Here is a 23,236-nt window from a genome sequence, read left to right as displayed (position 1 = left end):
ATTTTAACATTCTCCCCGTTTCTGAAATTTTTTTTCTTTGTATCTTTGCATCCTTCATGAATTTACAAGGCGTATTACATCAGTTTCAGCGAGATAGCCGCCTCCATGCCCTGGTGAAAGGGATGCAATCCCCTACCCCACAGTACTTCCAGCTATCATCCCTTGCAGGGAGTGCCATTAACTTTGTGGCGGTAAGTGCATGGTCACAGGCAGAGGCCAATCACCTCTTTATCCTCAACGATAAAGAAGAGGCAGCCTATTTTCAAAACGACCTGGAACAGCTGTCGCAAGCGCTTGATATTTTCTATTTCCCCGACTCTTTCAAAAAAACAGGGCTCTTTGCCGACCTCAACAGTAGCCATAGCATGCTGCGCACTGAGGCGCTGATGAAATTCTCCGGCCCGGCCATTCATAAAAAGATCCTGGTAACTTACCCTGAAGCTTTGTGGGAAAAAGTAGCCGCCATCCAGGCCTTTAATACCAACATGGTACAGCTCAAAGTGGGCGATGTACTTAAGGTGGATGAGCTCCTGGAAAAACTGGTAACCTGGGGATTCCACTTTACCGATTTTGTATACGAACCCGGTCAATATGCACTCCGCGGTGGTATTCTCGATATTTATTCCTTCGGAAACGATAAGCCTTACCGTATTGAACTGTTTGGTGAGGATATCGACTCCATCCGCCTCTTCGACCCGGAAAGCCAGCTGAGTGAACGTAAACTCAACCAGGTTACGCTTATCGCCAACATGGACACCCGAGGTGTAGACCACCAGAAAACCTCCCTGCTCGAATTTCTTCCTGCCAATACCATCGTATGGATGAAAGATCCTGAATACGTTCGTGGTGTCATTGAACAAATGGAACAACGGCTGGACGATTTTCTGCAAACCGGCAATAAAGTTCGGGTAGACGAAGATGAAGAAATGGTGCTCAAAGAAGATGACTTTGTAAAAGCGGGTGTCATCATGGAACAGCTGACCAAGCGCACCTCCGTCATCTTCGGCAATAAAGACTGGTTACAGGAAAATGGCCTAGAACACCAGACAATCGCCTTTGACACGCAGGAACAGCCAGTGTTTAACAGGCAGTTCGATATGCTGCTCAAAGACCTCTCCACACATAACAAAAATAAATACGCGCTCTTCATATTCGCCGACAATCCCCGCCAGCTGGAACGTTTGCGCAGCATCTTCGAGGATCTGAAAGCCGATTTTGTATTTTATCCCATCCCGGTTCCAATCAGTAAAGGGTTTATCGACCATTCACTGAAACTGGTTTGCTATACTGACCATCAGATCTTCCAGCGTTTTCATAAATCCAAGGTAAGACAAGCCTATAACAAGAATAAGGCAATTACCATGAAAACCCTGCGGGAGCTGCAACCGGGCGACTACGTTACACACATCGATCATGGGGTGGGCGTATACAGCGGTTTGCAGAAAATTGAAGTAGGTGGTAAAATGCAGGAAGCCATCAGGATCATTTACAAGAACAATGATCTGTTGTATGTCAACATCAACTCCCTGCATAAAATCAGCAAACATACCGGCAAGGAAGGTGTGGAACCGCGCGTTAACAAACTCGGTAGCGATGCATGGGACAAGCTGAAAGAAAAAGCTAAAACACAGGTTAAGGATATCGCCAAAGACCTGATTCAACTATACGCTGTACGTAAGGCACAGCAAGGGTTCTCCCATACACCGGATACTTACCTTCAAACGGAACTGGAAGCCTCCTTCCTTTACGAGGATACGCCTGACCAAAGTAAGGCCACTGCAGATGTTAAACGGGATATGGAAGCTCCCGCTCCTATGGACCGCCTCGTTTGCGGCGACGTAGGTTTCGGGAAAACAGAAGTGGCCATCCGCGCCGCATTCAAATCAATTGTGGATGGAAAACAAGCCGCCGTACTGGTACCCACCACGATTCTCGCATTCCAGCATTATAAAACGTTCGCTGACCGCCTCAAAGATTTTCCGTGCACAGTGGACTACCTGAACCGGTTCAAATCTGCCAAAGAGAAAAAAGAAACACTCAAACGCCTGGAAGAAGGTAAGATCGATATCATCATCGGTACGCATGCACTGCTGGGTAAAGATGTTAAATTCAAAGATCTGGGCGTGCTCGTGGTGGATGAAGAACAAAAGTTTGGTGTAAGCGCGAAAGAAAAACTCAAACAGATTAAGCATAATGTAGATACACTCACGTTAACGGCCACGCCTATCCCAAGAACCTTACAGTTCTCCCTGATGGGCGCCCGCGACCTCTCCATCATCAATACACCACCGCCTAACAGGCAGCCTATTGAAACGGAAGTACACGTGTTTGATCACGACCTTATCCGCGACGCCATCTACTACGAAACCGAACGTGGTGGCCAGGTATACTTCGTATATAACCGCGTAAAAGGCCTCGGTGAAATGTCGGCCCTTATCCAGGGCCTCTGCCCTGACCTTTCCATCGCTACGGCCCACGGCCAGATGGAAGGCCATCAGCTGGAAGAAGTCATCCTCGATTTTATTGATCGGAAATATGACGTACTGGTATGTACCAACATCGTGGAAAGCGGTGTGGATATCCCTAACGCCAACACGATCATCATCAACAACGCACACCACTTCGGACTGAGTGACCTGCACCAGCTCCGTGGCCGCGTAGGACGTAGTAATAAAAAAGCCTTCTGTTACCTGCTCGCTCCTCCTATGAGCACGCTGCCCGGCGATAGCCGTAAACGCCTCCAAACACTGGAGCAACACAGCGAATTAGGCAGCGGTTTCCAGATTGCCATGCGCGACCTCGATATCCGCGGCGCCGGTAACCTCCTTGGTGGGGAACAAAGCGGATTTATGGCGGAAATTGGCTTCGATATGTACCAGAAAATCCTGGACGAAGCTATCCGCGAACTCAAACAAAACGAATTCCGTGAACTCTTTAAAGAGCAACTGGAAGAGAAAAAGGACTTCGTGAGCGACTGTACCATCGACACGGACCTCGAAATCCTGATCCCGGATACCTACATAGAAAGTATCCAGGAACGCCTGAACCTTTACCAGGAACTGGATAACATTGTGGAGGAAACCAAACTGAAAGCATTTGAAGCGGAACTGATCGACCGTTTCGGGCCTATGCCGGAACCGGTAAAAGACCTGCTGACCATGATCCGCTGCCGTTGGATGGCCATACAGCTGGGCTTCGAGAAGATGATGCTCAAAGAAGAAAACCTCCGCTGCTACTTTATCAATAACCCGGATTCACCTTACTTCGAATCCCCTACGTTCAATCACTTATTAACGTATATCCAAACCCGTACTAACAACGCCAAGCTCAAACAGGTAGGTAAAAACTTCATGCTGGTAGCCAGTCGAATCAAAAATATGAACGACCTGTACGACTTCCTCAAAGGCATGACCGACAGCAGAAACTGATAATTTCCTGTTAATGTTGATGGAGGGTGGATGAGGATCAGCCGAAAAAGCTAATTTTTCGCTGACTTAAATCTCTGTACATGAACAAATTCATACTGTTTGTAGCTGCAATGCTGCTGACTTTCAGCACGTTTGCCCAAAAAAACAACGAAAGAAAAATTTCCGTTAATGGCACCGCCGAAATAGAAGTCACTCCTGATGAGTTCTACTTTACTATCTCCCTAAAAGAATATATGAAGGGAAAAACCAAAGTAGAAATAACCCAGCTGGAAAAGGAACTGATTCAAGCAGTAACAAATGCCGGCATACCCAAAGAAAACCTGAACGTACAGGACCTGGCCGGCATGAGCTACACCAGGCGAAAGAAAGATGCAGCAGAGTTATTTACCACCAAAGACTTCCGGCTTAAACTTACGCAGCCTAATAAGTTAATCGCCATCCTGGATGCCATGGATAATGACGGTATAGTAGCCGCCAGACTAGCGCAATATACTTCCAGCAAAATGAAGGAATACCGCAAAAAAGTAAGGATAATGGCATTTGAAGCTGCCAATGAGAAAGCGGTGTACCTGGCAGAAGTTGCAAAGCAACAATTGGGAGAAGTACTGGAAATTGATGAAACCAAAAGTGATCAGTTTCCCGGACTATATTCACAGGTTAATACCAACGATTTCATGGTAAGTAAATATAATGCCATTGAACAGGCTTCTTTTACAACTATAAAAGTACAGGCTACCATCCAGGCGATATTCGCTATAAAATAACTGTGGGTGGAAACCCACCACGCGTTGCGCGGAAACTCATTTAAAGACACCATCGGTGTCTTTTTTTATGCCCAAATAAAAAATTCCTGTAACCTTTTATTGCCATAACCGTTTAAGAACCAATCTTAAACAGATTATCACATAACCTAAATCCAAATTTTTTTTATGCCTTTTATGGAAACATGTGGAAACACCGCATCATGTTGCTGTAAAACATAAAGAACAATCACTTTCAAACAAATAAAACTCAGAAACATGAAAAAGGTAATGTTATTAGCAGCAGGATTATTCTTAGCGATGAGCACATTTGCACAAACTGCAAACAACAAGACAACAGAAAAGAAAATTGAAGTAACCGGCTCCGCAGAAATTGAAATCACTCCGGATGAAATATATTTTAACATCTCCCTGAAAGAATACCTGAAAGGAAAATCAAAAGTAGAAATCACTACGCTGGAAAAACAATTACAGAAAGCAGTAGTGGATGCTGGTATTCCAAAAGAAAATCTGACAGTGGAAAATGTTTCAGGTTATAACTACGATTACCTGAACAAAAAGAAAAATCCTCAGGAATTTATGGCCAGCAAACAATTCCGTTTGAAACTGAACAAGCTGGATAAAATCAATATCATCCTCGGCGCAGTAGATGCAGAAGGTATTGAAAGCACCCGCATCACCGGCTATTCCTCCAGCAAAATGGAAGAATACCGTAAAGAAACTAAAATAAAAGCTTTACAGGCTGCCAAAGCCAAAGCTGGTTATATGGTTGGCGCCATTGGTGAGCAACTGGGGGGTATCATCGAAATCCAGGAAATCAATACCGACAGTTATTCTGACGTGCGTCCGATGGCTGTAAACTATATGGCCAAATCCGCTGATATGGCTGGTGGTATTTCAGATGTAGAATCTAAAACCATCAAAGTACGTGCAGAAGTAAGAACCGTATTCGGAATTAAATAAGTATTACCCGCCGCACCTTTTCTCCATGAAATAGCCGCCGGTGCGCGCAGTGCATCACCTCCCCGAATGACACCGAAGGTGTCATTCAAAATAAAACAAAACATACTTAAAAAGAGAAAGGCTCGCATACCGCGAGCCTTTCTCTTTTGCTTGTTATTTAGTTGTCTTAGAAGCTGTATCTCAGACCCAGCTGCATCTGGTAACGGGATGCAAAGAAGTCTGTTGCATACGGTACACCAGGGTTAGACCAGGTATAGATCGGATAACCATTTACAGGAGCATTCTTCGTTGCTTTCAGACCCACTGAAGAAGTAGAGTTGAAAGTGTTTGGAGAGAAGGTTTGTATACCCCAGTTTTTATTCAGGAGGTTGGTCAGGTTCACGATATCATAAGTAAACGTAATAGTGTGTGTACGTTTTGCTGTTTTGATATTCAGGTCCTGAGAGAAACGGAAGTCAGCCTGATAGTTCCATGGCGTGCGCCCACCATTACGCTCGGTGAAATCACCTTTACGACCACTCAGGTATTTATTGCCATCTACATAAGTCATGAACTCAGCGGCCTGCTGTGCAGCTGTTTTGCCACCTGCGATGTCCACAAAGAATTTCTGCGCTTCTGCCAGATCTTTAGGGATGTAAGCAAGGCTAACTTGCTGTGGTGTACCCTGGATGGTAGCATTTACGAAACCATAGGAGTAAGGCGTACCGGATTGGGCAGAGAAGAACAGGCTGAAGTTAGATACCCATTTGCCCTTGGAACCCCAATCCTGTCTGTAGTTAGCAGTTGCTACGATACGATGACGAACGTCGAAGTTAGAGTAGGCCAGTCCAGGGTTATTTGGATTCAGCGCCTGGTTCAGCTGCCAGTTAGACTCCATTGAGTTACGGATACCGTTGGTAATATCTTTCGCCTGACCATAAGTATAAGCAGTCATGAAGTTAAAGCCCCAAGGGAAGGTTTTCTGAATCTGACCAGTGATGCTGTAACGGTAGCCTTTGTTGGTGTTAGACAGCAGGTAAGCGTTTGTATACAGGCTGTTGATCTTTTTACCACTGTAGATAGGCTGTTGCTTATTAACATCATATGCATAATAAGTTGGATTATCTACCAGGTTGATCTGCTGGAACATCAGGTCGTGCACTACTTTGGTGTAAATACCTTCTACTGTGAATTTCCACTGGTCGTTGGTAGTGTAATCAAAGGCCAGACTGCTTCTCCATACCTGTGGCATTTTGAAGTTATTGTCGATCAGATCTACCTGCGTTGCACCGGCAGCGTTAGTAACGTCTACACCGTTTTGTTGCGCGAAGTCAGCGATACCATTTGGAGATGGTTTAGCTGCAGGCAGCGGACCATTTACGAAAGGTTTGTCGGAAGATTTCTGATCGTAAGCACCGTAAGTTACACCGTTGTTGTAGTATGCGTAACCCAGCCATGCGAAAGGAATACGACCGGTGAATAAGCCGCTACCACCACGCAGTACCATGGTGTTGTCACCTTTGATATCCCAGTTGAAACCGAGGCGTGGAGAGATCTGTACGTTATTCAGGAAGTTATTTTTGATATCCTGTGGTTTAGTATACGTGTAGGTGTTACCGTAGTTTGCATCTACCGGTGCTTTGGTAGTTTTATCGCTCAGTGGTTGTTTGTTAGGAATACCTGCGTAGTCTAAACGTACACCCGGAGTGATTTTGAAACGGTCTGTCAGTTGAATTTCATCCTGACCGTAGAGGCTCAGCAAGTTTACTTTGAACTGTGCCGGCGGGTTAGCCATGATGAAATCGCGGGAGTTATTCGCGTAGTTATAGTTACCGCGCACACGACTAGGATTGTTGTTCAGGAAGTCAGCAACGGAATTATAGTCCAGTCGGCCATTCCAGGAGTTTACAAAACCATAGGTGATGTTGTAAAACTCGTTGTGTGTACCAATGGTGAAAGTATTTTTTCCTTTGAAGATGGTAACGTTATCGGTTACTTCAAAGGTTTTCTGTTTCATGTTAAAGATACTTGCTTCACGGTCGGTACCGAGGAAGATAGTGGTACCAGGCGTTTTACCGGCAATCTGGATCTGCGGTGTCGCAGGGTCAGAAGCGGGATCACGGTAATCATGTACATAGGAGTAACCCAGAATCAGGCTGTTGGAAACAGTTGGATTGAAGTTACTTTTCAGTTCAGCTACTGTAGAAGTCTGGTTGTTCACCTGTTTGAAGTCAATACCGCCAAAACGGAAGTTCTGCTGGTCACGCTCCAGGTTAGTAGCTTCTGAGGTAATAGTGTTATTACGTACCGACAGGCTGTGTTTGGAATTGATGTGCCAGTCGAGGCGGTTAAAGAATTTATTGGAGTTGGAATAAATGCTGGTGTTTTTATAAGTACCTGCATCTACGCCGTATTCTTTCATTTTAGCGGTGATGTCCATCGCATCCTGTTCGCTGAGGATGTTGGCTACATCTTTAGAGCCGGCAGCGAGGATGATTGGATCTACGCGGCGGGTGATTTCTTCGTTGGTGAAGAAGAAGAGTTTGTTTTTGATGATAGGGAAACCGAGGCGAACACCAGCCTGGTAATCATGGAAGTCAGAAGGCAGTTTAGAACCGTCACCTGCATTGTTTTTACCAACCAGGCCTGCGGTACGGCCATAACCGTATACGGAACCATGGAATTCGTTGGTACCGCTGCGGGTTACCGCGTTGATGGAACCTCCGAGGAAGTTACCCACTTTCACATCGAATGGTGCAAGTAATACCTGTACATCCTGGATCGCATCGAGTGATACCGGGTTAGTACGGGTACTGCTACCTGGCTGACCGCTGGAGTTGGACTGACCGCCCATGGACGGACTGAAGCCAATTGCATCGTTGTTGATAGCACCATCCAGTGTTACGTTGTTGTAACGGTAGTTAGTACCGAGAAAAGAGTTGTTGCTGCTTTGTGGAGTCACTTTCGTCATATCCTGCAGGCTGCGGCTGATGGAAGGAATACGCTTCATCTGCTCCTGGCCTACGCGGGTGCCTTCTTTTTTACCTGCACTACCGGTGATCACAACTTCGCTCAGGGCTTTGGACTCTTCGCCCAGTTTAAAAGTAAAGGAAGAAGAACCTAAAGGAAGATTTACATCTGGTCTTACTTCTGATTTATAACCGATGAAAGAAACGGTAATCGTATAAGGACCGCCGGGATTGAGGTTGTTAATGATATAACGACCATCGGCATTTGTCTGAGTACCACTTTTGATGCCTGTAGAAACGTTGAGTATTACTACCGTTGCTCCGGGAATAGCGCCCCCTTTGGGATCGGCTACCTTACCGGTAATAGAGGAGGTGGTTACCTGGGCCATTGTATTCAAACTGAATAATACAATGACGCTAGCTAATAACGCAATAAACGATTTCATAAAAGTTGCTGTCTGTATTTACACCGCAAAGGTGAAATCCCAAAGCAACCAGAATGTTAACAGAACATTACGGAATTGTTAAGACCTTTCGGGTATTAACGCGTTTTGGCGGATTGGACCGCAAGAAGCGTTAATCCACTATCAGAATTTGGCGGGAGGCGTAAAGTGAATGTTAAATTTGGTGGCCGTTTACCACCAAAAAGGCCCCGCTTATATAAGCAGGGCCGCTGAAGAACTTAAAACGATGATTTACTTAATATTGACTATAAAAGTCCCGTCCGTTAAAGGTTTTTCAATTTCACCATTGGTTAAAGTGCCGGAGAAAGTCCCTTCGGCATGTTTACTATTGATGCTAGTTAAATTCACTTTTAAACCCTTGCCCATCGCGTAGGCGGTAACCTTGTTTTGCTGGATGTCAGACAAAACCATGGTAACAGAAGCCTCGTAGGTGCCCGGTTGTACAATGTTTTCCGGAAACCCTATCACCAGTTCCATATGATGGGACAGGTTGTTGGTAACCCCGTTGATGGAAAATAATTTCTCCCCGGTGGTGCTGTCCACTTCCATGAACGCATCTGTTTGGGAGGAATGATATGTTTGACCGTCCAGCGTGAAAACGAAAGTGCTGGCTGGTGTGGTGTCCTTTTTGGATTCACAGGATGATAATGCAGTTATAGCAGCAAATAAGGCTGCGAACCATAATTTAAAGCGCATAATGCAGATATTTTGAATGATAATATATGCACGGAGAAACCGCCATCATCAGGTGGCGTCAATTCATAGGTATGGAAAGCTGCTGGCCTGCGCTTATCCGGCAGGCCAGCAATCTTTTTAAATCGACATAGGTTGTCGGTTAGCTTCGTGGCATAGGGATAAAATACATTCGCAATATATGTAGATTTTTATAAATTATATAAATTTTTCATAAGAAATTTGTTTTCGGGAGATATCAGGGCACCTGGGATAGCGGCTACGGCTGATTAGCAAAGGCCCCCGGCTCCGCTCCTCCCCTTTTTCCCCTTCCATCAACGGTGGACGAGGAAACAGGAGCATCCTTCATTACTTTTAACAATATATTTGTGATAGCAAATCCCTATTATTACGATCTTACGCCATCATTTAACAAAGCGCATTATGTCATCGGAAGTGATTAAACAATTACAGGAAGCCGTGCAGTTTTCACCGGAGAACGTGCCCCTGCGCCTTCACCTGGCCCAGGTGCTGCTACAGGATTTTCAGTACCAGCAGGCAGAAGAACAATACAGAAAGGTGCTGGAATTATCGCATGACAATATCGCTGCCCAGCTGGGGCTCGCGCGTACCTTTTACCATCAGCAAAAATATTCTGTTGCCATCGTTGTATTGGAACAACTCGAGCACCAGGAGCCGGATAATTTCGATGCCCTCCTCCTCCATTGCCGTATTCTGGTAAAAGAAAACAGCATGGAAGGCGCACGTGACATCTACCAACACCTGCTGCAACTGAATCCAGGCTTCCGCGACGAAGCCCTGGACGGCTACTTCAGAGCACCTCAACAACAATATAATCCTGCATCTGACGAAGATGGTGAAGATATAGAGAAGATATTTACGCTGGAAAAACCAGAAATTAACTTCAACGATGTAGGTGGAATGGAACGGGAAAAACAGGAAATAGACCTGAAAATAATTAAGCCGCTTCAATTCCCCGACCTCTACAAAGCATATGGTAAAAAGGCTGGTGGTGGTATCCTGCTCTACGGTCCTCCGGGATGTGGAAAAACCTACCTTGCCAGGGCCACTGCCGGGCAAATACAAGCCGAATTCATCAACGTGGGCATCCACGACGTGCTCGACATGTGGATCGGCAACAGCGAAAAAAACTTACATAGTCTCTTTGAACTTGCCCGCGAATCCAAGCCCTGCGTCCTCTTCTTCGACGAAGTAGATGCGCTCGGTGCCAACCGCACCTCCATGCGCAACAGCGGAGCCAGTCACCTCATCAATCAGTTCCTTTCTGAAATGGACGGTATCGCCGCCAACAACGAAAATGTACTGATCATAGGTGCTACCAACGCGCCATGGAGCCTGGATCCGGCTTTCCGCCGGCCCGGCCGTTTCGACAGAATTATTTTCGTAGCACCTCCCGACCAGGAAGGCCGCGAAGAAATTCTGAAAATACAGCTGCGCAATAAACCGGTGGACAGCATCGATTACCGCGCTATCGCCAAAGCTACACCCGGTTACTCCGGCGCTGACCTGAAAGCGATCGTGGACCTGGCCATAGAAGATAAGCTGATGGAAGCACTACAGAAAGGCATTCCACAGCCCATCACGCAAAAAGACCTGCTGAAGGCTACCAAATTGCACCGCGCCACTACAAGAGAGTGGTTCAATACCGCACGCAACTACGCCCTGTACTCTAATGAGGCAGGCCTGTACGATGAGGTGCTGAAATACCTGGATATTAAGAAATAGATTATGGCTTTTTTGATTCAACGTGCTCACCTGTTGCTACAACAAGGCCGTTATAAGGATGCTGTTACCGCCTTGCGGCAGCATCTCAGCACTTATGCCAATGATATCGACGGACTTTATCTACTGGCATTGTGCTACCTCAATCTGAAAAACACGGAAGAGGCAGAACATATTATCAGTAACGCGCTGAGTCTCGCTCCGGCTGATGACCGGTTCTTTTACCTGCGCGCTAATATTGCTTTTCACAAAAGCCAGTATAACGCAGCTATCATCGCCATCGGTGAGGCGGTAGCGATCAATCCCCACGATGCGGCTTACTTCGCCCTGTGGAGTCAGATACTGCTGTTTAAGAAAGAATATAGTCAGGCCCTGACAAAGGCAGAGGAAGGCCTGGCCATAGACCCGGAAAACGAGGCCTGTTTAAACCTCCGCTCCAACGCCCTGTTCAACCTCGGCAAAAAAGAAGAAGCCTTCTCCAACTTGCACGAAGCGCTGGAACATAACCCTGAAAATGCGTATACTCACGCCAATATTGGCTGGAAATGGCTACAGGCGGGCGATCACAAACAGGCACTTGAACATTTCCGTGAATCCCTGAAGCTGGACCCAAATCAGCAATGGGCGAAAAGCGGCATGGTGCAGGCTATGCAGGCACGCTACTGGCTGTACCGCATGTTCCTGAAATATGCCTTTTTCATGAGCCGGCAGAAAGCAGGTGTGCAATGGGCAGTGATCATCGGTATTTTCGTGCTTTCCCGTATAGCCAGTACCGTATTTTTCCCGCTGTACGTGGTGCTGGCGCTGGCTGCTATCTCCACCTGGCTGATTGGTCCGGTGAGTAACCTTTTCCTGCGACTCAACCCATACGGCAGGTACGCGCTCACGCCGGAACAAACGAAGGTATCCACGCTGGTGGGCATCTTTATGCTGATCGGACTCCTGGCTGCCGGCGGCTATTGGCTTACGTCATTTGCTGCACTGCTGGCGCTGGCCATAGGTTCGGGAGTACTGCTGCTGCCGCTTTCCAGCTTATATACTCCTGATAGTCCCAAATGGAGAAAGGTATTCCTTATATATACAGTGGCGGTAGGTATACTGGGTGTTTGCGGCGTAGCCGAAGCCTGGTACGACGGTGATCCGTTTAATACCTTTATGACCATCATGCTGCTGGGTGTATTTGCCTACCAGTTCTTAGCGAATTATGTGATTACAAGGGAGAGCTAGGAAGGTTGCTGGCTCCGCTGGCAACTGTATTTGCCCCATATTGTTAATAACTGCACTTTAGCCGGCTCCGCGCGCAGCGCGGAATCGCGCCGGATGACACCGAAGGTGTCATCCCTTTCAAAAAAAATAAAGCCGGTAGATGTCAAATCTACCGGCTTTTCTATATCTCTAAAATAATATTAAGCATCGATCTTCGCATACTTCGCATGTGACTCGATGAACTCACGACGTGGAGGCACCTCGTCGCCCATCAGCATGCTAAACACGCGATCAGCTTCCGCAGCACTTTCAATAGTCACCTGTTTCAGTGTACGGTTATCAGGGTTCATGGTGGTATCCCACAGTTGCTCTGCGTTCATCTCACCCAAACCTTTATATCGCTGAACGTTCACACTGTCTTCACGGCCATTACCCGCAATACGTGCGATGGCTGCTTTACGTTGTGCTTCTGTCCAGCAGTATTCCTGCTCTTTACCTTTTTTCACGAGGTACAGTGGCGGTTGCGCAATGTACACATAACCCTGTTCTACCATCGCTTTCATATACCGGAATACGAAGGTGAGGATCAGGGTGGCAATGTGGCTACCATCCACGTCGGCATCCGTCATGATGATGAGCTTGTGGTAGCGCAGTTTTGAAAGGTTCAGTGCTTTATCGTCTTCTTCGGTACCGATGGTTACTCCCAATGCGGTGAAGATGTTCTTGATCTCTTCGTTTTCGTAGATCTTGTGTTCCATGGCTTTCTCCACGTTCAGGATTTTACCCCTGAGTGGCAGGATGGCCTGGAAGGAACGGTTACGGCCTTGTTTTGCTGTACCACCTGCGGAGTCACCCTCTACCAGGTACAGTTCACATTTTTCCGGATCGTTATCGGAGCAATCTGCCAGTTTACCAGGCAGGCCACTACCGGTCATCACGCTCTTGCGCTGAACCAGCTGGCGTGCTTTACGTGCAGCTTCGCGGGCCTGGGCAGCCAGTACCACTTTATTGATTACCAGTTTGGCTTCACGCGGATGCTCTTCCAGGTAGGCATCCAGTACAGTAGCTACAGAACTGTCTACCACACCCATTACATCGGAGTTACCGAGTTTGGTTTTGGTCTGACCTTCGAACTGAGGCTCAGGTACTTTTACGCTGATGATGGCGCTCAATCCTTCACGGAAGTCATCCCCGGTTACTTCCACTTTTGATTTCTCAAACAGTTTGTTCTTGTCACCGTAGGATTTAAACACACGGGTGATGGCGCGGCGGAAACCAGAAACGTGGGTACCACCTTCAATGGTGTTGATATTATTTACGTAGGAGAAGATGCTTTCACTGAATGAATCATTATACATCAGTGCAACTTCTACGGTTACATTAGAATCTTTATCGAACGCTTCGATGAAGATAGGTGCAGGCAGGAGGCTGCTTCTGCGACCATTCTTATCCAGCATCTGTACAAACTCCACGATACCGCCTTCACTGTAGAAAGTTTCCCTGAAAGGCTGACCATGTTCGTCTTTTTCACGGTCGTCAGTGAGGGTGATACGGATTTGTTTGTTCAGGTATGACAGCTCGCGTAAACGGCCTGCCAGGATTTCCCTGTTATAGGTAGTTTCCTTAAAAATCTCTCCGTCTGGTTTGAAGTGTACGGTAGTACCGGTAGTATCGGCAACACCGATCTCACGTACGGCATACTGGGGAACACCGCGGTGGTACTCCTGTTCAAATATTTTACCTTCACGGCGTACGGTAACGACCTGGCGGGAGCTCAATGCGTTTACGCAGCTCACACCCACCCCGTGCAAACCACCGGATACTTTATAGGTGTTTTTGTCGAACTTACCACCGGCGTGTAATACTGTCATTACAACTTCCAGTGCCGAACGTCCTTCCTTAGGGATAATACCGGTAGGAATACCACGTCCGTCATCCACTACACGGATGGAATTATCTTCACAGATAGTTACATCAATGTTTTTGCAATATCCGGCGAGGGCCTCATCAATGGAGTTATCCACCACCTCATATACCAGGTGATGTAAACCCTTGATTCCGATATCGCCAATGTACATGGCCGGGCGCTTGCGCACGGCTTCCAGACCTTCCAGTACCTGGATGCTGCCTGCATCATAGCCGTTGCTGGGGCTGGTTGCTTGCACTAATTCTTCGCTCATATGTTGGTGTAAAATCTATTAGAAATAAAAACAGTCGACAATCATGCAAAAATACGAAAAATAAGCCTGATTTCAATAAAAAAACTACTGTTTTTAAGTGGGATGGATGTGTGATTTTACTGCTATATTTTGTCGGCCCCCACGGTCTCTTTAACTCCCTGGAAAATAGTTTTCCACACCAGATTAAAAAACGACTTCTGAATGTCCCTTTGCAGGGCTGGGTGGGTGACCCGGGTTTTTTCACCGGGCAGCGGGTTGCTGTCGCGCACTACCATCAAATTGGCCAGGAGGCTGATCAGCCCTTTTCTTTCAAACTCTTTACTTTCCTTGTTCTGCTTCAGGATGGCAATTTTCAGGTGATCGTACAGTAGCTTTACCTCCCCGGCGGCCTTGCGCTCGTCGCCACGGATACGGAACGATAATTCATGAATATTGCAGCTCCTGATTTCTACCTTGCCCAGCGGCTTGGTAACCGGGTTAAGTTCGCGGCCATTCAGGTCTTTCAGTTCACCGGCTACGCTAAAGTTACCATTTTTACTGCCCAGAATGAAGTCGAAATGAGCGGTTAGCTTACCGCTGCTCATCAGGATAGCGTCCAGCCTGGCGGTAAGATGGTTATTCTTTTTCACCAGGGAGTCCACATTGGTAAGGTTGTGGAAATGTCCGTTCACGTTCCCGAATCGCAGAGTGCCTGTGCGGTCTGATTCGGGGCTGGTTTCCATATAATGGATGCTGAATCGCCTGCCTATCAGGGTGTCGATGGCAATCGGCACCCGGAGCTTTGCCAGCATCTGGTTGGGATATTGCCCCAGTTTGTTACCCGGCGGCATAGGCAGCCTGCGGTCGCGGTAAACTTCCAGTTTCCCGCCATTGATGATCAGTTTATGGGCCCAAACCTGCTGGTCCTGCAATAAACGCTTGGGGTTTAGATTTTTGAGATTAACATCTTCCAAAACTACATGGTAGTAATCCTGCTGATGCCCGAGTTTGCGGTTAAAAGCCTCTTTTTCATAGCGGGGATTAAGTTCTACCTGCTTGATTTCCAACGTTTGTTCCGCCGCCACATAGCGGATGCCTTTTACATTGAGGTAATACAGACTGTCTTTCGTGCGATGGACGTAGTCTTTCATCCCGATTTCGTAATTCCGTGCATACAAAAAGCGGGTAGGATCATCCAGGGCCAGGGAGTCGATCAGAAAATCGTTCACGCGTACGCTCAGGTCTTTAAACTGGTGAATCACCGTAGAAGAGTCCTTTTTGGTGAACTTGTACCTGAAATTGGTGCTGTCCAGGACCAGTTTACCTATGAGTATGGATTTTAATTTCGGGGAGATGTTTTGATACGCTGTTTTAGGCTGACTAGTATCTATTACGTTTGCGTCCTGCTCCATTACTATGCTTGGTGCCGTCACCCTCAGCAGGCCGGCGTTGATCTCGTTATTGCGGAAATAACGCCAGGGTTTGAAATATTTCAGTTCCAGTTTTTCCACACTAACGAGGTAGATTTCGGAGGGGGCAGTTTGGTTTGCCAACTTTTTCCGATATACGGCAGTGTCGAGTATCATGCTGGCTTTATCTACGGTAACGCTGCCGGAAAGAACGTCCAGCTTCACATCTTTGTATTCTATTCTGTACAGGCTGTCGGACAGGTCCTGGACATAAGATTTAAGCTCCGCGCGGATCAGTTTATTCCAATGATGATTCAGGTACCATGCTGTGCCTAATACAAGGATCACAAGCCCGCCGAGTACAATCCCGATCACTTTCAATGCCTTGATAATATGAAATTTCCTTTCCATGTATATAGCTGTAAACGAAAATTACGCCAAATGGTTGTATCTGTATAGCAGATCACCTATTGACGTATTGAAAAATTTCGATGAATTGTAACCTGTGTGTCAAAACCATTTTGAATTAATTCTGAATGCCTAAATTTGTGAGGTTTTTAACACATTAGCGCGATGAAAGAAGTACAGGAAATATTAGCACTGGCCATTCCGCAGCCAGCCATGAGCGATCAGCTACAGCTGGTGGAGCAGGATCAGGTGTCTGTGCCTGACTGTCTGGATTTCACTTTGCAGCGCTTTTCGTATGAAGCGGCATTGCCGGTAGAGGATGTTGCGATGGTGGTGTATCAGCCTGCCAAGCGCGGACATGCTGCTGCCATAGAATTGCGCTATTGTGTGGCAGGTAATAAATATTGCAAGAACCCAGGTTGTACCGATCAGCTTTGTGTGGAAGGTAAGAAAGGGGAATGCAATGAGAAGGCGCCCTCTGTGGACCTGATTACAGTTAGATTCCAACCATCATTTATACAGTCGTTACAAAAAGGCAGTACTACCGTTTCCTTCCTGGAAATGCAGTCCCGCAAGCCTTTTGTAAAAACCATTCAGCCCTGTACCAAGTCCAAGTCAGTATTGGAAACAATGGTGCATCATAACTACGAGGGGATGTTGAAAAACATTTTCCTGCAGAGTAAAGCGCTGGAGCTGTTATTATTCAGCTCTGATCAGTTTATTCAGAATGATACTGATGAGCGATATGGCTGCCGCTTCCTGACGCAAATGGAGGACCGGGAAAAGATTGAGAAGGCCAGGGCTATCCTGCTGGAGCAGTTGGACTCTCCTGTAACTATCCGTGACCTGGCGCGCAGGGTGGCGATGAATGAGTGTTACCTGAAAAAGGGTTTCAAGGCGATGTACGGCACCACCATCTACGATTATTTCCAGAAAGAGCGCATGGAGAAGGCCAAAGGTCTCCTGTATGAAAAAGGAATGTCGGTTTCAGAGGTGGCAATGTTGATGGGATACTCCTGCATCTCTCACTTTTCTACTGCATTTAAGAAGCATACCGGTTTAAAACCGTGCGAATTACTTCTTCGCTAGCCCTTATCTGTAAAGGGTTTGCAGTATTTTCCCAATTCGATCATTACTTTTCCCGATTCGATATAGTGAAGAATAAATATCGTTGCATCTTTGTATCACGATAAGCGGATATCTATTCGCACTTCCTATAAGCTTCCTTATCAGATTTGACCATGGAAGAAAATTTACTGGCAGAAAGTAAGTAAAGCCATAAATCTACTTGCATTCAATATCAAACACCATTTGAAAAAGTGCAAAATTTTGCCAGAAAGGTTTTCGACCACATTATAAAGTCGCCTTGCATCCGCGGGGCGACTTTTTTTGTTGCTCGCGGGGGGCCTTCGGCCGTTTTTCTTGCATGCAAAGTGGCGTAAGGTGAATAAGCCGCAAAGGATTGTGTTTTGTCTTTTTTTCTCGCAAAGTGGCAAAGCAGGTAAGCAGCTAAGGATTGTGTTTTGTTATTTTAAGGGAGATGTTTTGTTGGGATTATGCAGAAATTAGGTCAGAGATTATGTTGGAGTGATACTACATAATACGAAGGTTCTTTATCAAAATATGGTTAGTAGGTGTAGTATTAAGATTCATAATGGTTGGGCAACCGCCTATCAAATAAGAAAAATAAATAATGCTCGTTTAAAAGTATCAGGATCCAACGCTTAATACAACAAACCGTAACCTTTAAATCCTTAAAACAACAAAACACAATCCTTTGCTGCTTATGCTGCTTGGCGAGAAAAAGTCCGCGTCAGGGCCGAAGGCCCAAAAGTCCCCAAAACCCAAAAATGAAAAAACCCCGCCCAAAAGAGCAGGGTCTGTCCTATTTATCCCTATACCTATGAAATACGAATTTAATGTTATTCAGTGATGGTGCCTGCGTCGTTCAGTAGCACTGCCTTATCTGCACCATTGTCCTGAATATTAACCTTATAGTAGGCAGCAACATCTGCCCTTTCTATTTTCCAACCATCTTTGATAGTTGCTTCCGGATATTTTGTCTTTAGTGTTGTTGACACTGACTCCGGTAATGACTGTGCGTTGTATTCACTTCTGGTGCTTATCCAGCCACCGTCTGCATTGTACTGCGCAACAGTTTTAATATTTTCTTTCAGGAAACTAACGTTCCAAAATCCGGCACTAGTCTTTGTCCATTTGGCGTCAGTTGTACCTGCAAAATTCTGTTCAAAAGAGCTTTTTACTGCCACTGGTGCTTCCACCTTATGCGTAACAGTTTTTGTTTTCTTAACTGATTTTTTTTGCTGTGCAAAAGTTATGCCGGAAGAGACCAAGACCGCGCAAAAAATTAACGTCAACTTTTTCATAATAAGATATGGTTTTGTCGTTGGGTTAAATTAATTACTAGGTTTCTCAATTCTTCCTAATTGACACCAAAACAATGCCAAAAACGCAAAATAACCATACTTTATTGTAAATTACTAAAATATCTACAAAAAAAGTTCGAAATCCGGTAATTTATGTAAACTAACGTCTTTCGGTCCCAGCCTATTTTATTAACTTCGCACAATTTTAATCAATTATTGTATCATATAACATCAAAGGGCGGGGAATTGTTTTATGTCCAGCAAATATCAGGAATATAACCAACTGAATTTACCTCAGATAGAGAAAGATATACTCCAGCAGTGGGAGCTCCACCAGGCTTTTGAGAAAAGCGTGGAAGTTCGTGATGGAGCTACTCCGTTTGTATTTTATGAAGGCCCACCAAGCGCCAATGGCCTGCCTGGTATTCACCACGTGATTTCACGTACCCTGAAAGATCTTGTTTGCCGCTATAAAACCATGCAGGGCTTCCAGGTGAAACGTAAAGGCGGATGGGATACCCATGGTTTGCCAGTAGAACTGGGCGTGGAAAAAATGCTGGGCATTACCAAGGAAGATATTGGTAAAAAGATTTCCATCGCTGAATACAACGACACCTGTCGCAAAGAAGTATTAAAATATAAGGATAAGTGGGACGAACTGACCCGGAAGATGGGTTATTGGGTAGATCTCCAGCATCCTTACATCACCTTCGACAACAACTATATCGAATCCCTCTGGTGGGCCTTGCAAACCCTCTATAAGAAAGGATTTTTATATAAAAGCGTAAGTATCCAGCCCTACTCTCCTGCTGCCGGTACCGGTTTGAGTTCAGCAGAGCTGAACATGCCAGGCACCTATAAGGATGTAAAGGATACCACCGTTGTGGCCATGTTCAAAGCGCTGAAAGCAGCGAACTCCCAGTTCCTGTTTGATGCAGCCGGTAACGATGAAGTCTACTTCCTCGCATGGACCACCACCCCATGGACTTTACCTTCCAACCTCGGTTTGACCGTTGGTGGTAATATTGAATACGTATTGGTAAAAACCTTTAATCAGTACACCCACCTGCCTATTAACGTAGTAATGGCAAAAGTGCTGATGCCTAAATATTTTAAGGCAGAAGGGGAAAATGCTGACTTCGATGCCTATAAAGAAGGAGATAAAATTATTCCATGGCAGATACTTTCCAGCTTTAAAGGTAAAGAGCTGGAGAATATCCGCTACGAACAGTTGCTGCCTTATACCCAACCTGAGGAAGGTGATCCTTTCCGCGTTATCGTGGGCGACTTCGTTACCACCGAAGATGGTACCGGTATCGTACACACAGCTCCTGCTTTTGGTGCGGATGATAATCGCGTCGGTAAGAAATATGGCCTGGGCATCCTGACACTCGTGGATAAACAGGGTAAATTCACTGACAACGTCGGTGAATTCTCCGGTAGATATGTAAAAAATTACAAAGATGATCCTGACTACAAGGATGTAGACGTGGACATCGCGGTGAAGCTGAAGAAAGAAAACCGCGCTTTCAAGGTGGAAAAGTATGAGCATACCTATCCGCATTGCTGGCGTACAGATAAACCAGTACTGTATTATCCGCTGGATGCATGGTTCATTAAAACCACTGCAGTAAAGGACAGGATGATAGAGCTGAATAAAACTATTAACTGGAAACCTGCCTTCACGGGTACCGGGCGTTTCGGTAACTGGCTGGAGAATATGGTGGACTGGAACCTGAGCCGCAGCCGTTACTGGGGTACTCCATTGCCAATCTGGCGCACAGAAGATGGTACGGAGGAAAAATGCATCGGCAGCATCGAGGAGCTGAATACCGAGATCCGCAAAGCCAACGAAGTGCTGGGCGGAGATGTGAATAAGTCGTACCTGCACGAAGGTATCCTGGACCTGCATAAACCATATGTGGACGACATCATCCTGGTGAGCGATGCTGGCCAGCCTATGCGGAGGGAGCCGGATCTGGTGGACGTATGGTTTGATTCAGGCGCCATGCCTTTTGCCCAGCAGCATTATCCTTTTGAAAATAAAGAGGCGGTTGACGGTCGTCAAGCGTTCCCTGCGGATTTCATTGCTGAAGGTGTGGACCAGACTCGTGGATGGTTCTACACATTGCACGCACTTGGCGTGATGTTGTTCGACAGCGTAGCTTACAAAACGGTAGTTTCCAACGGCCTTGTGCTGGATGCAAATGGCATGAAAATGAGTAAACGCCTCGGTAACGTGGTGAACCCATTTGAAACGATAGCCCAGTATGGAGCGGACGCTACACGCTGGTACCTCATCACCAACGCATCCCCATGGGACAGTCTGAAGTTCGATGTGAAAGGTGTGGGAGAAGCGCAGAGAAAATTATTTGGCACACTTTATAATACATACAACTTCTTCGCAATGTATGCTAACCTGGATAATTTCACTTTCAAGGAAGCATATATACCGCTGGAAGAACGTCCGGAAATTGATCGTTGGATCATTTCTGTACTGAACTCACTGGTGAAAGATGCCACCGCTTACTTCGACGATTACGAGCCTACTCAGGCAGGCCGTGCAGTTGAACGCTTTGTGGATGAGCACCTTAGTAACTGGTACGTTCGTTTGTGCCGCCGCAGATTCTGGAAAGGGGACTATGAACATGATAAGATTAGTGCCTACCAGACGCTGTATGAATGCCTGGAAAAAGTGATTCAGCTGATGGCTCCGGTATCTCCATTCTTTACCGACTGGATGTTTAACAACCTGAACAAGGTTACCGGACGCAACAGTGCCGCTTCTATCCATCATACTAACTTCCCTGTGGTTCAACCGGAGGCGATCGATCCGGACCTGGAAGAGAGAATGCAGCTGGCCCAGGACATTTCTTCCCTGGTATTGTCTTTACGTAAGAAAGTGAATATCAAGGTGCGTCAGCCATTGCAGAAGATCCTGATTCCGATAGCAAGCGCTCACATGCAGGAACAAATCGCCAAAGTGGCGGACCTGATAAAAAGTGAAGTAAATGTTAAAGGGATTGATTATCTTACGGAAACGGAAGGTTTCATCAAGAAAAAGATTAAACCTAACTTCAAATCTCTCGGCGCTAAAATGGGAGCCAGAATGAAAGCGGTAGCCGCGGCAATCACTGCCTTTACGGATGCTGACATTGCTGCCCTGGAAAGAGAGGGTCATTATACTTTAACAGTGGATGGCGAGCAGGTGCAGATACAACTCTCTGACGTTGAGATCATTTCCGAAGATATTCCTGGATGGACAGTAGCCAATAAAGGTGCACTTACCGTAGCACTGGATATAACTATTACTCCACAACTGCAGGATGAAGGTAACGCCAGGGAACTGGTTAACCGTATTCAGAAGATACGGAAAGACAGCGGCTTCGAACTAACTGACAGAATTGATGTTAAAGTAGCTGCGGTAGATTCCCTGAAATCAGCGATTATTAACTATAATGACTATATTTGCACGGAAATTTTGGCAGATAGCTTGGATGTAGTAGCAGCACTACAAGAAGGTACAGAAGTAGAGGTGAACGACCTTAAATTCAATGTATTAGTTAACAAAAAAAGCTAATCCCCCATGGCAACAAAAAAGAAGGTTGCTAGCAAATCGACCCAAAAGGCAGCTTCGGCGAAGGACGTCAAAAAGAAGGCATCACCAGCAAAGAAAGCTGCACCAGCTCCGGCTAAGAAAACGACGCCCGCTCCTAAAAAAGCGGCAGCGAAACCGGCCGCGACCAAAGTTGTAAAGCCAGCTGCTTCTAAAGCCGTGGTAGCGAAATCTTCCGCAAAAAAGGCCGCTCCGGCGGCCGCCAAGCCAGTTGCTAAGAAGGCTACTGCCCTCCAAAGCAAAACACCGTCCGTTAAAGCAAAAGTTGCTGTACCTGCAAAATCGACCGTAAAAAAAGAACCTGCTGCAAAGCAGCTAGTGGTGACCAAAAGCGTTTCCGCTGAAACACAGAAACCATTAATTTCTAAGTCAGAAGAAAAAGAACTTAAAACGATGGCAGTAAAGAAAGCAGAAAAGGAACAAGTTGCTAAGGAGAAAGAATCCGCAAAAAAAGCAGCGGAGAAACCAGTTGTAAAGGTGGAAAAATCAGCCAAAGCGGAAAAAGCCGCCAAACCTGAAAAGGCTGAGAAAACCGAGAAAAAAGGTGTAAAAGCCGGCGCAACTGTAGCTTACCAACCTGAATTTACCAAATCCGTACTGGATCAACCCGATGCTCCGGTTGGACCCGTATTCAGGTATAGTGATGCTGACCTGCAGGAATTCAAAGACCTTATCCTCAAAAAGTTAGAGGCAGCTAAAAAAGAACTGATCTACCTGCAAGGCCTGATCACCCGCAAGGATGAAGCCGGTACCGATGATACTGAAAACAAATATATGAGCATGGAAGATGGTAGCGGTTCTCAGGAAAGAGAACAACTTAACCAGATGGCCAGTCGCCAGATTCAGTTTATCGATCACCTGGAAAAAGCTTTGGTACGTATCGAAAACAAAACCTACGGTATTTGCCGCGTAACCGGTAAACTCATCGATAAGGCACGTTTGAAAGCAGTACCTCACGCTACCCTTAGCATCGAAGCCAAATTGGCTAAAAGCAAATAAGCTTTACACGCACAAGCGTAAAAATAAAGCGCCCTCTCATATTACGTGAGAG

The 23,236-nt window shown here is 46.1% G+C and carries 14 protein-coding genes; 8 read left to right on the top strand and 6 right to left on the bottom strand.

Features of this window, described 5'->3' with window-relative positions; genetic code table 11:
- The first annotated feature begins 56 nt into the window (after positions 1–56).
- The 3 genes from mfd to BUB18_RS13645 all read left to right on the top strand — a co-directional run bounded on the left by mfd (position 57) and on the right by BUB18_RS13645 (position 5,152).
- Entirely contained in the window at positions 57–3,428 is a 3,372-nt protein-coding gene (mfd, locus tag BUB18_RS13655) for a transcription-repair coupling factor (RefSeq protein WP_073082733.1), read from the top strand.
- Positions 3,429–3,508: 80 nt separating this feature from the next.
- Entirely contained in the window at positions 3,509–4,192 is a 684-nt protein-coding gene (locus BUB18_RS13650) for an SIMPL domain-containing protein (protein ID WP_073081787.1), read from the top strand.
- Between the two features lie 255 nt (positions 4,193–4,447).
- Positions 4,448–5,152: an SIMPL domain-containing protein gene (locus BUB18_RS13645; protein ID WP_073081784.1), complete on the top strand. Its 705-nt coding sequence runs from the start codon at positions 4,448–4,450 to the stop codon at positions 5,150–5,152.
- A gap of 166 nt (positions 5,153–5,318) precedes the next feature.
- Here the strand turns inward: BUB18_RS13645 and BUB18_RS13640 are convergent, their stop codons facing one another.
- Both BUB18_RS13640 and BUB18_RS13635 read right to left on the bottom strand, forming a co-directional pair.
- Positions 5,319–8,546, bottom strand: a complete 3,228-nt coding sequence (locus BUB18_RS13640) for a TonB-dependent receptor (RefSeq protein WP_073081782.1) — start codon at positions 8,544–8,546, stop codon at positions 5,319–5,321.
- Between the two features lie 249 nt (positions 8,547–8,795).
- On the bottom strand, positions 8,796–9,260 hold the full coding sequence (locus BUB18_RS13635) for a hypothetical protein (RefSeq protein WP_073081779.1): 465 nt from the start codon (positions 9,258–9,260) through the stop codon (positions 8,796–8,798).
- Positions 9,261–9,680: 420 nt separating this feature from the next.
- Between BUB18_RS13635 and BUB18_RS13630 the strand changes: the two genes are divergently transcribed.
- Both BUB18_RS13630 and BUB18_RS13625 read left to right on the top strand, forming a co-directional pair.
- Positions 9,681–11,003, top strand: coding sequence for an ATP-binding protein (locus BUB18_RS13630; RefSeq protein WP_073081776.1), 1,323 nt, complete (start codon positions 9,681–9,683; stop codon positions 11,001–11,003).
- A gap of 3 nt (positions 11,004–11,006) precedes the next feature.
- Positions 11,007–12,227, top strand: coding sequence for a tetratricopeptide repeat protein (locus BUB18_RS13625; protein WP_073081773.1), 1,221 nt, complete (start codon positions 11,007–11,009; stop codon positions 12,225–12,227).
- A 179-nt stretch (positions 12,228–12,406) separates the two neighbouring features.
- On the opposite strand, the gene gyrB is transcribed toward BUB18_RS13625, so the two are convergent.
- Together gyrB and BUB18_RS13615 are read right to left on the bottom strand one after the other, a co-directional pair.
- On the bottom strand, positions 12,407–14,386 hold the full coding sequence (gene gyrB / locus BUB18_RS13620; protein ID WP_073081770.1) for a DNA topoisomerase (ATP-hydrolyzing) subunit B: 1,980 nt from the start codon (positions 14,384–14,386) through the stop codon (positions 12,407–12,409).
- A 122-nt stretch (positions 14,387–14,508) separates the two neighbouring features.
- Entirely contained in the window at positions 14,509–16,185 is a 1,677-nt protein-coding gene (locus tag BUB18_RS13615) for an AsmA family protein (RefSeq protein ID WP_073081767.1), read from the bottom strand.
- Positions 16,186–16,347: 162 nt separating this feature from the next.
- On the opposite strand from BUB18_RS13615, the gene BUB18_RS13610 reads away from it, so the two are divergent.
- A complete protein-coding gene (locus BUB18_RS13610; protein WP_073081764.1) occupies positions 16,348–17,271 on the top strand; it encodes a helix-turn-helix domain-containing protein in 924 nt (307 codons plus the stop codon).
- A gap of 833 nt (positions 17,272–18,104) precedes the next feature.
- On the opposite strand, the gene BUB18_RS13605 is transcribed toward BUB18_RS13610, so the two are convergent.
- On the bottom strand, positions 18,105–18,569 hold the full coding sequence (locus BUB18_RS13605; protein WP_073081761.1) for a PepSY-like domain-containing protein: 465 nt from the start codon (positions 18,567–18,569) through the stop codon (positions 18,105–18,107).
- Between the two features lie 253 nt (positions 18,570–18,822).
- Between BUB18_RS13605 and ileS the strand changes: the two genes are divergently transcribed.
- On the top strand, positions 18,823–22,149 hold the full coding sequence (gene ileS, locus BUB18_RS13600) for an isoleucine--tRNA ligase (protein ID WP_073081758.1): 3,327 nt from the start codon (positions 18,823–18,825) through the stop codon (positions 22,147–22,149).
- On the opposite strand, the gene BUB18_RS29980 is transcribed toward ileS, so the two are convergent.
- Positions 22,146–22,679 carry a hypothetical protein gene (locus BUB18_RS29980; RefSeq protein WP_245805664.1) on the bottom strand — a complete coding sequence of 178 codons (534 nt, stop codon included), beginning with the start codon at positions 22,677–22,679 and terminating at the stop codon, positions 22,146–22,148. The genes ileS and BUB18_RS29980 overlap by 4 nt on opposite strands.
- On the opposite strand from BUB18_RS29980, the gene BUB18_RS29975 reads away from it, so the two are divergent.
- Positions 22,663–23,184, top strand: coding sequence for a TraR/DksA family transcriptional regulator (locus tag BUB18_RS29975; RefSeq protein ID WP_245805663.1), 522 nt, complete (start codon positions 22,663–22,665; stop codon positions 23,182–23,184). The two genes, BUB18_RS29980 and BUB18_RS29975, sit on opposite strands and share 17 nt — an antisense overlap.
- The last annotated feature ends 52 nt before the right edge of the window (positions 23,185–23,236 follow it).

This window comes from Chitinophaga jiangningensis (assembly GCF_900142605.1).
Taxonomy (GTDB): domain Bacteria; phylum Bacteroidota; class Bacteroidia; order Chitinophagales; family Chitinophagaceae; genus Chitinophaga; species Chitinophaga jiangningensis.
The sequence above is the reverse complement of the archived record's forward strand: the minus strand, read 5'-3'. Positions and strand labels throughout refer to the sequence as shown.

Excerpts from the sequence above, each read along its gene's own strand:
- mfd (WP_073082733.1), top strand. The coding sequence starts at position 57 with ATGAATTTACAAGGCGTATTACATCAGTTTCAGCGAGATAGCCGCCTC.
- BUB18_RS13650 (WP_073081787.1), top strand. The coding sequence starts at position 3,509 with ATGAACAAATTCATACTGTTTGTAGCTGCAATGCTGCTGACTTTCAGC.
- BUB18_RS13645 (WP_073081784.1), top strand. The coding sequence starts at position 4,448 with ATGAAAAAGGTAATGTTATTAGCAGCAGGATTATTCTTAGCGATGAGC.
- BUB18_RS13640 (WP_073081782.1), bottom strand. The coding sequence starts at position 8,546 with ATGAAATCGTTTATTGCGTTATTAGCTAGCGTCATTGTATTATTCAGT.
- BUB18_RS13635 (WP_073081779.1), bottom strand. The coding sequence starts at position 9,260 with ATGCGCTTTAAATTATGGTTCGCAGCCTTATTTGCTGCTATAACTGCA.
- BUB18_RS13630 (WP_073081776.1), top strand. The coding sequence starts at position 9,681 with ATGTCATCGGAAGTGATTAAACAATTACAGGAAGCCGTGCAGTTTTCA.
- BUB18_RS13625 (WP_073081773.1), top strand. The coding sequence starts at position 11,007 with ATGGCTTTTTTGATTCAACGTGCTCACCTGTTGCTACAACAAGGCCGT.
- gyrB (WP_073081770.1), bottom strand. The coding sequence starts at position 14,386 with ATGAGCGAAGAATTAGTGCAAGCAACCAGCCCCAGCAACGGCTATGAT.
- BUB18_RS13615 (WP_073081767.1), bottom strand. The coding sequence starts at position 16,185 with ATGGAAAGGAAATTTCATATTATCAAGGCATTGAAAGTGATCGGGATT.
- BUB18_RS13610 (WP_073081764.1), top strand. The coding sequence starts at position 16,348 with ATGAAAGAAGTACAGGAAATATTAGCACTGGCCATTCCGCAGCCAGCC.
- BUB18_RS13605 (WP_073081761.1), bottom strand. The coding sequence starts at position 18,569 with ATGAAAAAGTTGACGTTAATTTTTTGCGCGGTCTTGGTCTCTTCCGGC.
- ileS (WP_073081758.1), top strand. The coding sequence starts at position 18,823 with ATGTCCAGCAAATATCAGGAATATAACCAACTGAATTTACCTCAGATA.